We start from the raw sequence: 12,467 nt of genomic DNA on the forward strand, positions 1-12,467 counted from the left end.
CGATTTTTGGTACAATAAGAAAAGGTAGGTGAGATTATGGCTAGAAAATTTCAATTTGATGATGAAGATGATGATCAAAAAGATTATCAAGAGACTTCTCATATTGATGAGTTAGAGAATATGAAAGCTACACAAAATGATGAAAGTGTAACTGATACATATGAATATACTGATGAGTATAGTAGTGAAGAAGAGGATATTCAACCTATGGCAAAGAAAAAGAAGAAATTTGTTTGGAAATGGTGGCACTATGTTTTGATTGTCTTTGGTGTGCTTTTTATAGCATTTTCTATTTATATTTTCTTAGAATCTCGTAATAATGGTCCAGTTTATGGGGATCGTTGTCAAGGTATTGTTGAGATTTCTAATGATTTAAGAAAAGCAGCTATTGATACTGCTAAGAATGAACATTCTGAAATTCAAGATATAACTTTGGAAATAACTTGTAAGCAATTAAAAGTGGATATTGTATATAAGCCAGGAATGAAGACAAAAGATGCTCAAAAGATAGCTGAAAATGTTGTGCAAACATTAGATAAGCTTGTTGGAAAACCAAAAGAAGATGGAAAAACGTATAGTACTTTATTTGGAAAAATTGATAATGTATCTCAATATGAAGTGAATTTGTACTTAACTTCTCAAGATAGTAAAGATTTCCCTATCTTTGGAACAAAACATGTACAAAATGATGAATTCTCTTATACCCTTGCATCAGTTAAAGATAAAGAGAGTAAGGAAAAAGCAGAGAGCACTTTAAAGGATACAAATGAATAAACGGGCTATGCTCGTTTTTTTTGGAGGACAAAATGCAAAAGAATGAATATTTAGAAGCTAAATGTATAGATTATTCTCACGATGGTCAGGGAATTGTTAAAGTTGATGGATTTCCTGTTTTTGTCAAGAATATGTTAATTGATGAAGTTGGTAAAATTAAGATTATTAAAGTTTTGAAGAATTATGCAATTGGACGATTAATAGAAGTTTATCAGCAAAGTCCTTATCGAGTTGAACCTAGGTGTCCTTTGTTTAAACAATGTGGAGGATGCCATCTTCAACATCTTTCTATGGCTGGTCAGCAAAACTTTAAGACAAAAAGAGTAAAGGATACATTACAAAGGATTGGACATTGTCATGTAGAGGTTTTGCCTTGTTTAATGATGGAAAAACCATGGTATTATAGGAATAAAGTTCAGGTACCAGTTGGACTACACGGCAATACAATTGTGACTGGGTTTTATAAACAGCATAGTAATGACATTGTTCCAATGGAAATATGTTATATTCAAAATAATGAATCAAATCGTTTGGTCAATCGTGTAAGAAATCTTTTACAGGAAGCTCAGGAAAATCCTTATGACAAGATGTCACATCAAGGAAATATTAGGCATATTCTTGTTAAATATGGTTTGACATCACAACAGCTTATGTTGGTTCTTATTACATATCAAGATTCAATTAAAAATATAAATACTATTGTAAAAACATTAAAAAATGAGTTTCCAGATCTCAAGACAATCATTCAAAATATAAATAAAAAACATGACAATGTTATTTTAGGTGATAAAGTGAAGGTAATAGATGGTCCAGGGTATATAGAAGATGAACTTCTGGGAAATATATATCGTATTTCTGTTAAATCGTTCTATCAAGTTAATCCAAAACAAGTTGAACATCTCTATCAAAAAGCTATTGAGTTTGCTGATTTAAAACCTACAGATGAAGTTATTGATGCGTATTGTGGGATTGGCACAATTTCTTTATCTATGGCTAAGTATGTTAAAAAGGTATATGGTGTTGAAATTGTAGAACAAGCAATTATTGATGCAAAAGAAAATGCTCAAAGAAATCATGTTTCAAATGTTGAATTTACATGTCAAGATGCTGGTGAATTTATGGTTGAATTTGCAAAACAACAAAAACATATTGATGTTGTCATGGTTGATCCACCAAGAAAAGGGTGTTCTCAAGTCTTTTTAGATCAATTGGTGACTTTGTCGCCAGATAAGATTATATATGTTTCTTGTGATGTGGCTACACAGGCTCGAGACATTGCATATCTTCAAGAACATAATTATCAAGTAGATATATGTCAACCTGTAGATATGTTTCCGCAAACTCATAATATTGAAAATATAATTCGTTTATCAAAGAAAACTTTGATTTAAACTGGAAACAGTATTATATTTTTGTGATATAGGTGATAATGAGAGTGGTTTTACGTTTTAGTTTCATAGATATGAAAAAAGAGAGATAATGATTTGAAGTTTGCTGCTGTTATTTTTTCTGAAAATATTGTTTTGGTAATGAAATGATAATTTGTGGAGTGCAATTGACATAAGATGTTTATGAGATAGGAGGTAAAGACATGTACGAGAGATTATTAAATAAGGACAAACGACCTACTCATGATGAATTGGCTTCATACTGTGGTAAGAATGCAGAATTATTCACTTCTCTTCATACTTTTTTGTCAGGAGAATTGGATACAATTTCAGAAATACGTTTTCCATATGGAAAAGAGTATGGTTGGAGTATTTGTCATCGTAAGGGTAAGAAATTCATTTGTGATATTTTTGCAGAAAATGGTTCATTTACTGTTATGGTTCGCTGCTCTACACAGCAATATGAGAGTATTTATGATAATGTTCAGGATTATATGAAGAATTACATTGATCATAAATATCCTTGTGGTGATGGTGGGTGGATACAATATCGTGTAATAAATTCTGAGCATTTAGATGATATTAAAAAGTTATTAATTGTGAAATGCAGATTAAAATCAAAGACAAAAAAGAAATAATTAGAAATTGAAGGATAAACATGAGAAGTTTACTAAAAATAACTTATTGATGTGAATTAGTAATCGTACATGTCAGGTAAGAATAAAGAGTTTTTGAATACAATAAAGGCTAGACAAATATGTTTAAAATTAAATATATAAGGTGGTAAAAATGATGAACAGTGATTCCTTTTTCCTTATTAGATTTGTGTTAATAAAGATGTGATGAAACGTGATGCTCATTTTCCAAGAATGTTTGGAAATGAGATGTATGCATATTAGACATATTAAATTTGAAATGTTTTCTTATTTATATACATATGTTTTTTAATCAGTATAGATTTGCCAATTGTATTCTATATTCGAACTATTTTCTATTTGTTAGGATTAATACTTTATGCAATCTCTATCATTTGTTTTGGCATCCCTTCTAAGGATGAGTTTATTGTAATGGTATTTATCGTTTGTCTCGCAATCCTATGTATATATCATATTCTGGATGTCTTATAGGGTGTCCTTTGTTGACACAGTCAATTATCTTCACATTGGATTCAGATGGTGTTTAGGAGAATTTGTTACAACATAAAAACAGTGTACAGAAACTGTAAGAAGATATATTTACTTTCTAGTGTGATTTCTAGAAATATTTGTTTTTTTATATAAATGATATGATATATTAAAAATATTCAATAAAGAAAGATGAGGAAGAAGAAATGATTAGTGGTATTGCAGGTTTTGCTTATGATTGTAAAGATGCTGATGCATTATCAGATTTTTATGTAAAGTTACTTGGCTGGGAAAAAATTCTTTCAGGGAATGGCTGGGCAGGGTTACGCTCTCCTCAAGGTTGGATTTTTGCGTTTCAGGAAATTGAAGAATATGTAGCACCAGTATGGCCATGGCAGAAAGATAAACAACAGCAAATGGCACATATCGATTTTTTGGTTGACGATTTAGAAAAAGGTGTTTTACATGCTTTAGAATGTGGGGCAACGAAATCTGAAATTCAATATTTTGATACTTCGACAGTTATGTTTGATCCAGAAGGTCATCCATTTTGTTTAAGTACAGTCAAACAATAAAATCCTACACTTATTTTAAAATATATGATTTGTTAGAAATGACACTATTGAAAAGATAGTGTCTTTTGTAATTTTTGAAAGTATTTCTTAACTCGATTGTTATAAAATGGATGAACGATATGAATTGTTTGTTGTATGATGATAAATAAGATATAATATATAAAAGATATGAAGGGAGTAATGGACAGTGGGATTGGTTTATCAAATTTGTAGGGGAATAACATTGGGAATTATTATAGGATTTGTTGCAGGTGGTTTTAAGATTGCCTTTCCAAACAAAGAGTATTCTCAAAGGAAAGTTGGATTGGTAACAAAGATGATCGATTAATTAGCAAATATTTTAAAATATATTACTTTTTTAGTGCTCTCTTTAGGATTGGTTTGGTGTTGTTATTTTTTAGTTTTAGGAATTGTGGTTCCAGCACAAGTTGATTATGCAAATGATATGGCAGAACTTATTGTATCTGTTCTCACTGTTATTTCAATTATATTTGCCTTTGTTGAATTCTCTAGAAGAAAATAATTGCATAGGAATTATTAATGTATGTATGAAAGCAGTAAGAATAAGTAATCTCATCACTTTTGATTGCAATGATAAAAATATTTATTTAAATAAATATTAATCGTGATTGTTTTTCTATAATTTCATATCTATGTATGTTAAAATGAATGTATTAATATGAAAGGTGAAGAGGGATGTTAATTGAAGATTTTATTGTTGTGTTTAAATGCTTTTGAAATGATGGAAGTGAGTCCGTTTATTGATGTATTTGGCTGGGCACGTAATGATTTTGGATATGATATCAAAGTCATAACCTGTGGGTATAAAAAAAATGTAACAAGTACTTTTGGTGTATCTATAGAAGTTGATATGTTGCTCAAAGATGTTGATGTTAACGAATATGATGCATTAGCTATACCTGGTGGCTTTGAAGAATATGGGTTTTATGATGAGGCTTATAAAGATGAAACATTACAACTTATTCGTTCTTTTGACCAGGTGCATAAACCAATCGCATCAGTATGTGTAGCAGCTTTGCCAATTGCCAAAAGCGGCATTTTAAAGGGCAGAACAGCAACTACTTATCATTTAAGAGGTGGCTATAGACGTGATGAATTAGCTTCTTTGGGAGTTATATTAGGTGATGAGTGGATGGTTGTGGATGATAATATTATAACATCTTCTTGTCCGAAAACAGCAGCAGATGTTGCATTTGAATTACTGACAATGTTAACATCTTATCAAGAAGCACAACAAGTAAGAGAAGCTATGGGGTATAAATAAGTAATCATCGAGATATGGGAGAGTAAATATGAAATTAAATTAATAACGATTATGGTAGGAGATATAGAGAAGGCGATAGAGTTTTATCAAAAATGAGTTGGTTTAAAATTAGTCAATCATCTGCATTTAGAAATGGGACAAATTGTATTTTTATCAAATGGAAAGAATGAAACAATGTTAGAATTGATTCAATTTAAAGATGCAGAGAAAGTGTCAATGAGTGGTATTGTCATGAGTTATTCAACAGATGAAAAATTTGACGCACTTAGAGAGAGGGCTTTGCATTTAGGATATTCACCAACTAAAATTATTTGCCATTCCACTAAGTCTGATTATTTTAGATTATTAGATTCAGACGGAATAACTGTTGAGTTTTCTATATAAATAAGTGATAAGGAGAAACATAATATGAAATTTCCATTTTCAGATGAACCAAACACTGCAACGATTGTATGTTGTCATGTCTTAGAGAAAAATGAACCTATTTTATTTGCTTCACATGATGAAGATGATGGGATGTGGCAGTTTTTATGTGGTCATACACATGAAACTGATGAAGCTAGGATTATATCACTTCTGGCAGCATTTGAAATAGATCCTTCAATTGGAGAATTAAAAGATATGCCTTATGGTTATTATGCAACAAGAGAAAGTATTGAGGATCATTGGATAGTCAATAAAACACATTCAAATGAAGGTGATTTGAATGAGTGAAATGAAGCATTTGAAAAAAGAAGATCTTTCTTTAGAACATAAAGAAGGAACTTCAGACTATGAATACTATAAAAGAAGTTTCTTACCTAGAGGTTATGCTGAGCAATGTATTGTCAATATCTATGAAATACCTCCTCAAAAATCTGTATACCCATATCATTATCATCATAAAAATGAAGAAGTTTTTTATATTATCAAAGGTCAAGGTATTTTAAAGACACCTGATGGAACAAGAGAAGTTTCGACAGGTGATCTGTTATATTTTCCAGCCAATGAAAAAGGTGCTCATCAATTAATTAACACATCTTTAACAGAAATGCTGATATATATTGATTTTGATACTTATCATGACATAGATATTGCTATTTATCCGGAATCAAAAAAAATTGGTGTTTGGGGTAAAGATATAAATAGACTTTATAAGTTGAATGATTATGTTGATTATTATGATGATGAAATATAAAAGAAGAAATTGAATAAAAAAAGAAACTGTTATCTTGGATATCAGTTTTTTTGATTAAACACAAACAATAAATGAATTAATATATTAAATATATTAATAATTATATTAAATATATTAATAATTACATTGACATATATAAAATTATGTATTATATTTCTGATAAGAAGTGAGAGGAAGTGTGAATGTGAAAAAGGTCATTAGTCGATGCCCGGTCTGCAATCATGAATTGACAGTTGTCAGGTTAAAATGTGATTCGTGTGAGACGGTCATAGAAAATAATTTTAGATTGAGTAAATTTGATTATCTTTCTGATGAGGAATTGTATTTTACTGAAACCTTTATTTGGTGTAGAGGAAATATTAAAGAGGTAGAAAAAGAACTTGGAATTTCTTATCCGACAGTTCGTTCAAAATTAGATGCAATTATCAAGAAACTTGGATATGAATCAAAGAATAATGAGCAGTCCTCTGCCAAGAAAGAAGAAATTTTAAAAGCTTTAGAGAATGGTGAAATTACTGCTGAAGAAGCCATTGCACAGTTAAAATAAAAAAGGAGAATGATAGTATGGATGAAAAATTAAGGATTTTGAAAATGGTTGAAGAAGGAACTATGACAGCAGAGCAAGCGGTAGACCTGATGTCAGCCATGGAATTGGATGTCAGTGTACAATCAGTTGCAAAAAATACGTATGATAAGAAGATGTTTCGTGTTATTGTTGATAGTGAAACTGGAGATAAGGTGAATGTTCAGTTTCCTGTAGGAGCAATTAAAAAGTTATTAAAGGCAACTGGTAAATTACCTATACCTGATGATTGTATGAAAGATATGGATCTTTCTAATATTATGGAAGCAGTATCTGAATGTTTAGATGAAGAAATTGAAGGTGATTTTGTCAACGTTGAAGGAGCAGACGGAACAGTTGTAAGAGTTTTTGTTGATAAATAGAGGCTAATCATGAAAGTTAAAATCAGAACAAGTGATATTCGAATTTCTATGCCTATACCGATTAGAATGATTGGTTTTGTAGTGAAACTTATTCCTGATATAGTGTTTGATGATATCAAACACTATATACCTGAACCATATAATGTTTTGGTTACAAAAGACGTTATAAGTGTATTGCTCAATGAATGTATTGATATATTAAAAGAAAATAAGGGTTTGGAGATGCTGCATGTTGAGGCAGTTGATGGAACATTTATATCCATTAGATTATAAAAATGAGGTTGTTATTGTAAGATAACAATCTTTTTACATTTTATTTTCATTTGATTTATAGTAAGATGTGAGAAATGAAAGGGTGAAATACATATACTAAAGATGAAATATCAAGGCTTTCACTATTATTTTATCAAGTATAGATAATTGTGAAAGGATATGGTCAAAATTCTAAATAGGATTTATCACAATGTACGCTTTTAAAAAAAGATTAAATGCATTGTATATTTCTAAATCATGAGTGCTGAATGATGAAAATAGCTGAATCTTTATGATTGAATGGAATAGATAAAAGAAAAGGGGAGATATTATAAAACATATGTTTATAATAGTCTCCCTTTTAAATAGATATAGATTCATTAATTTCTTTTTTTGTTGAATTTTTATGGATGCTTTCTGAATTTGCAGCAACTGCTTTTTCATAGTAGTTACACTTATACTCGATATGATCCATAATATCCTGCAAATCTGCCATTTGTTGTTTAACAATTTCACGACGCTGATAAAACATTTCCAATCGCTCGTTAAGAGTGCAATCACCTTCTAAACACCATTGACTAAATATTTTAATGTCTTTAATGGGCATACCTGTTTCTTTTAAACATTCGATTGTTTTTAACATATTGACATCATCTTGTGAAAATTTGCGGATTCCTGATTGACGTTCTACAAACGGTAATAATCCTTCTTTGTCATAATATCGAATTGTAGAAGGTGTGAGATTAAACATTTTGGCAACTTCACCAATTGTATAGTACATGACTTTATACCTCCTATGCTTTCCTTTAGAATAGCACTTATAAAAATATTTATCAATAGGTATTGACTTAAAGTTAAGTTTAAGTGATAGACTACAACTCATAGGAGGATGATATATATGTATTTAGAAACTATAAATAACTCTAAAGATTTGAAATATTTATCTTTAGAACAATTGAATATTTTATCAGCAGAAGTCAGAAAGGCTTTGCTTCATAAATTGAGTCAACATGGAGGGCATTCGGGTCCAAATTTAGGAATGGTTGAGATGACAATTGCTTTGCATTATGTTTTTGATTCCCCCAAAGATAAAATTGTATTTGATGTTTCTCATCAAAGTTATGTTCATAAAATGTTAACTGGTCGAAAGGATGCATTTTTAAATAAAGCGCAATATGATGATGTATCTGGATTTACAAATCCGTTAGAAAGTGAACATGATTTTTTTAATATAGGACATACATCAACTTCTATTTCTTTGGCTTGTGGATTAGCAAAAGCAAGAGATCTCAAAGGTGATCATGAAAATATTATTGCAGTTATTGGTGATGGCTCATTAAGTGGAGGAGAAGCTTATGAAGGGTTGAACAATGTCGTTGAACAAGGGAGTAATATGATAGTTGTTATTAATGATAATGAAATGTCTATTGCTGAGAATTATGGTGGATATTATAGGAATTTACAAGAATTGAGAAGAAGCAAGGGAAAGAGTGAAAACAATTTATTTAAGGCATTAGGATTTGATTATTATTATGTTGAGGATGGACACAATGTAGAGGCAATGGTTAACATTTTTCGTCAAGTGAAAGATAGTCATTATCCAGTTGTTATTCATGTACATACAATCAAGGGAAAAGGGTATCATTATGCTGAAAAGAATAAAGAAAAATTTCATGCTGGTGGACCTTTTGATATTGAAACAGGAGAATATTTATCTAATGAAACTAAAGAAAATTATAATGATCTCACTGGCAAATATCTCCTCAAAAAAATGAAAGATGATTCAAGAGTTGTGGCAATTACATCAGCAACACCAGTTGCAATTGGAATGAATGAAAATAACAGAAAGATTGCTGGTCAGCAATTTGTTGATGTTGGTATTGCTGAAGAGCATGCTGTTGCTTTCGCTTCAGGAATTGCTAAAAATGGAGGAAAGCCAGTATATGGTGTTTTTAGTACATTTATTCAAAGAACATATGATCAAATTTCTCAAGATTTATGTATTAACAACAATCCAGCAGTTCTGCTTGTTTTCTGGGGATCGGTTTTTGGTATGAATGATGAAACACATATAGGTTTCTTTGATATTCCATTATTATCTAACATTCCAAATTTAACTTATTTAGCTCCCACAAATAAAGAAGAATACTTTGCAATGTTAGATTATGCTATTGAACAAAATGACCATTCTATTGCCATTAAGGTTCCTCATATGGAAGTCATTTCAAAAGGAGTTGCTGATACAACCAATTATAAAATTTTGAGATCTAAAGTTGTTAAAAAAGGTCAAGATATTGCTATTATTGCTGTTGGAGATTTCTTTTTCATTGGTGAACAGGTGATAGATCTTTTAAAACAGCATGATATTTATGGAACATTGATTAATCCTGTTTTTATTCACGGATTAGATATTGACTTATTAGATGAATTAAAGATGAGTCATTCTCTTGTTATAACATTAGAGGATGGAATTATTGAGGGTGGATATGGACAAAAAGTAGCTTCATACTACGGTCCAACAAATATGAAAGTTAAAAATTATGGTTTAAAAAAGAAGTTTTATGATCGTTATGATCCATATGAATTATTGCTTGAAAATCGATTAGATGCAAATCTGATTGTTGAGGATATTCTTACATTGATAAAATAATTGCTTGTTCTGAGAATAGGTACAAATTATATAACTGTGAAGTGATCTTCTTTCATAAGATAGAATAGGTATCTAAAAAGATATCAAACTTATAAAAGGAGAATGATGAAAGAAAAATGGATTCTTATCAAAATTGTCAATGTCATACATCAACAGATTTTGGACCATATCCTTTTGCAACGAATGTCATAAGGGCAGCTGAATATAACAGTTATTATCGTACAACAATTTGGACAGGTCAGAATTTACAAATGACTTTAATGTGTATTCCTCTGTGTGATGATATAGGAATTGAAAGACATGAGGATACTGATCAATTTATTCGTGTTGAAGAAGGATATGCTTTAGCACAAATGGGAGATTCAAAGGATTGTTTAAATGAACAATGGGAGTTATGTGTTGGTGATGCGGTTTTTGTTCCAGCTGGAATATGGCATAATATTATAAACATTGGGAATTGCCCACTTAAATTATCAACTGTTTATGCTCCTCCCCATCACCCTCATGGAACCATTCATCAGACAAAAATGGAAGCTATGGAGGATTAAATAATTTCAAATAAAGTGATAGGATTTTTTGAAATTTGAAAGATTGTACAGTGAGATACTTTGAAAAACTTTGTATATAAAAAAACTCTTTGAAGAGATGAAAACTGATTCATTTATTCCCTTCTCAGAGTTTTTTTGTAGTAGATAATAGAATAGTTAAGAGTATGAGGAGATAATTCTATTCATTTCTGTTTTTATGTTTATTGCGTAAATTTTGAATTGTTTGTAAACGAGCAGCAACTTTAGCTTCGCTGCCTTGCATTGTAGGATGATAATAATGATGGTCAGCAATCTTGTCTGGAAGACATGTCATAGATGTAATTTTATCTTCATAATCATGAGCATATTGATATCCTTCACCATAATGAAGCTCTTTCATTAATTTTGTTGGAGCGTTGCGAATTTGTAAAGGAACAGGTTCACCTAAAGTGTCTAAAGCATCTTTTTTTGCAGATTCATAAGCCATATATAATGCATTTGACTTTACAGATAATGAAAGATATGTAACAACATGTGTAAGATGCACATTGCATTCAGGAACGCCAAGAAAATGACACGCCTGATAACCAGCAATAGCAATTTCTAGGGCACGACTATCTGCCATCCCAATATCTTCACTTGCAAATCTTACCAAACGTCTTGCAATATATAAAGGATCTTCGCCTGCCTCTAACATTCTGGCTAACCAATATATAGCAGCATCAACATCGCTATTACGCATAGACTTATGTAGTGCTGAAATGATATTGTAATGTTCTTCGCCTTTTTTATCATAGAGAAAGGATTTGCGGTTGGTACATTCTTCAATGATTTTTTGAGAAATGACGATTTTATTTTCTTGTTGTTCTCCATTCAAAACAGCCATTTCTAAAGTGTTTAATGCCATTCTAGCATCACCATTAGAAAAAGATGCAATCATGTATAAACCATTTTCTTCAATTTCAATGTTTTCATTACCGAATCCCTGTTCACTCGATAAGGCATGCTTTAATAAATCTAAGATATCTTCAATTTCAAGACCATGTAAAACAAAGACTTTACATCGCGATAATAGGGCAGAGTTGATTTCAAAAGAAGGATTTTCTGTGGTTGCGCCTATGAGAATAATGCTTCCACGTTCAACATAAGGAAGAAAGGCATCTTGTTGCGCTTTGTTGAAACGATGAATTTCATCTACGAAAACAATTGTTCTTATGCCCATCATTTGTTTTTCTTGTGCTTGTTTCATAACTGCCTTGATATCTTTAATGCCACTTGTGACGGCACTAAAGTCAATGAATTCAGATTGCGTACAATTGGCAATGATTCTTGCTAATGTCGTTTTTCCCACTCCGGGTGGACCCCAAAAAATCATAGAGGAAATTTGGTCGTGCTCTATTAACTGCCATAATATTTTTCCTTGTCCAATAAGATGTTTTTGTCCCACATAATCTGATAATGTTTGTGGTCTCAAACGACTGGCTAAAGGTTCTTGGCTTTGATTTTGAAAAAGCGATGTTTGTTCCATATAATCACCTATACTTTCTGTTTCTATTTTATCATTTTCAAAAAATTAGTAAAGTTGATTAAGTGATGTTTTAGGATGTTTATGCTATACTTATTTTATAATTCAATAAAAGAGGAGCAAAAAAGTGAAATCAAGAATCAAGAAAATATGTATTGTCATTGCAGGTGGAATTGTTGTCTTGGTAACAGTCTTTCTTATATACGTTAATGATTATTATCATGCTGAGGCTTTACCAGCAAGTT

Annotated in this window: 16 protein-coding genes; 14 read left to right on the forward strand and 2 right to left on the reverse strand. The window is 30.8% G+C overall.

Features of this window, described 5'->3' with window-relative positions; translation table 11 throughout:
- Nucleotides 1-36 precede the first annotated feature (36 nt).
- The 12 genes from AC5M21_RS03355 (at nt 37) to AC5M21_RS03410 (ending at nt 7,541) form a co-directional block, all read left to right on the forward strand.
- The gene (locus tag AC5M21_RS03355) at nt 37-774 is read left to right on the forward strand and encodes a hypothetical protein (protein WP_008789532.1); all 738 of its coding nucleotides are present in this window, start codon (nt 37-39) and stop codon (nt 772-774) included.
- 32 nt (nt 775-806) lie between these two features.
- Complete coding sequence (gene rlmD, locus AC5M21_RS03360) at nt 807-2,165, forward strand: 23S rRNA (uracil(1939)-C(5))-methyltransferase RlmD (RefSeq protein ID WP_117598769.1); 1,359 nt, start codon at nt 807-809, stop codon at nt 2,163-2,165.
- Between the two features lie 200 nt (nt 2,166-2,365).
- Nucleotides 2,366-2,800 (forward strand): DUF3788 family protein, encoded by a 435-nt coding sequence (locus AC5M21_RS03365; protein WP_117598770.1) that lies wholly within the window; start codon nt 2,366-2,368, stop codon nt 2,798-2,800.
- Between the two features lie 434 nt (nt 2,801-3,234).
- The gene (locus AC5M21_RS03370; protein ID WP_367400814.1) at nt 3,235-3,345 is read left to right on the forward strand and encodes a hypothetical protein; all 111 of its coding nucleotides are present in this window, start codon (nt 3,235-3,237) and stop codon (nt 3,343-3,345) included.
- A 147-nt stretch (nt 3,346-3,492) separates the two neighbouring features.
- Nucleotides 3,493-3,861 carry a VOC family protein gene (locus AC5M21_RS03375; protein ID WP_008789535.1) on the forward strand — a complete coding sequence of 123 codons (369 nt, stop codon included), beginning with the start codon at nt 3,493-3,495 and terminating at the stop codon, nt 3,859-3,861.
- Between the two features lie 703 nt (nt 3,862-4,564).
- A complete protein-coding gene (locus AC5M21_RS03380) occupies nt 4,565-5,146 on the forward strand; it encodes a DJ-1/PfpI family protein (RefSeq protein ID WP_117598772.1) in 582 nt (193 codons plus the stop codon).
- 132 nt (nt 5,147-5,278) lie between these two features.
- The gene (locus tag AC5M21_RS03385) at nt 5,279-5,530 is read left to right on the forward strand and encodes a VOC family protein (protein ID WP_054689151.1); all 252 of its coding nucleotides are present in this window, start codon (nt 5,279-5,281) and stop codon (nt 5,528-5,530) included.
- 24 nt (nt 5,531-5,554) lie between these two features.
- Complete coding sequence (locus tag AC5M21_RS03390; RefSeq protein WP_054325121.1) at nt 5,555-5,860, forward strand: hypothetical protein; 306 nt, start codon at nt 5,555-5,557, stop codon at nt 5,858-5,860.
- A complete protein-coding gene (locus tag AC5M21_RS03395) occupies nt 5,853-6,323 on the forward strand; it encodes a cupin domain-containing protein (RefSeq protein WP_117598773.1) in 471 nt (156 codons plus the stop codon). The genes AC5M21_RS03390 and AC5M21_RS03395 overlap by 8 nt, the downstream gene beginning before the upstream one ends.
- Before the next feature lie 184 nt (nt 6,324-6,507).
- Nucleotides 6,508-6,870: a DUF2089 domain-containing protein gene (locus tag AC5M21_RS03400; protein WP_054325122.1), complete on the forward strand. Its 363-nt coding sequence runs from the start codon at nt 6,508-6,510 to the stop codon at nt 6,868-6,870.
- Nucleotides 6,871-6,887: 17 nt separating this feature from the next.
- The gene (locus AC5M21_RS03405; protein WP_054325123.1) at nt 6,888-7,268 is read left to right on the forward strand and encodes an SHOCT-like domain-containing protein; all 381 of its coding nucleotides are present in this window, start codon (nt 6,888-6,890) and stop codon (nt 7,266-7,268) included.
- Between the two features lie 9 nt (nt 7,269-7,277).
- Nucleotides 7,278-7,541 carry a hypothetical protein gene (locus AC5M21_RS03410; RefSeq protein WP_054688550.1) on the forward strand — a complete coding sequence of 88 codons (264 nt, stop codon included), beginning with the start codon at nt 7,278-7,280 and terminating at the stop codon, nt 7,539-7,541.
- A gap of 340 nt (nt 7,542-7,881) precedes the next feature.
- Here the strand turns inward: AC5M21_RS03410 and AC5M21_RS03415 are convergent, their stop codons facing one another.
- A complete protein-coding gene (locus AC5M21_RS03415) occupies nt 7,882-8,301 on the reverse strand; it encodes a MerR family transcriptional regulator (protein WP_008789544.1) in 420 nt (139 codons plus the stop codon).
- Nucleotides 8,302-8,418: 117 nt separating this feature from the next.
- Here AC5M21_RS03415 and AC5M21_RS03420 point away from each other — a divergent pair, with 117 nt between their 5' ends.
- Nucleotides 8,419-10,170 carry a 1-deoxy-D-xylulose-5-phosphate synthase gene (locus tag AC5M21_RS03420; protein ID WP_008789545.1) on the forward strand — a complete coding sequence of 584 codons (1,752 nt, stop codon included), beginning with the start codon at nt 8,419-8,421 and terminating at the stop codon, nt 10,168-10,170.
- 116 nt (nt 10,171-10,286) lie between these two features.
- The gene (locus AC5M21_RS03425) at nt 10,287-10,718 is read left to right on the forward strand and encodes a cupin domain-containing protein (RefSeq protein WP_054325124.1); all 432 of its coding nucleotides are present in this window, start codon (nt 10,287-10,289) and stop codon (nt 10,716-10,718) included.
- Between the two features lie 178 nt (nt 10,719-10,896).
- Here the strand turns inward: AC5M21_RS03425 and AC5M21_RS03430 are convergent, their stop codons facing one another.
- A complete protein-coding gene (locus AC5M21_RS03430) occupies nt 10,897-12,225 on the reverse strand; it encodes a replication-associated recombination protein A (protein WP_117598774.1) in 1,329 nt (442 codons plus the stop codon).
- Nucleotides 12,226-12,467: the final 242 nt, after the last annotated feature.

It is taken from the genome of Coprobacillus sp. (assembly GCF_984815275.1).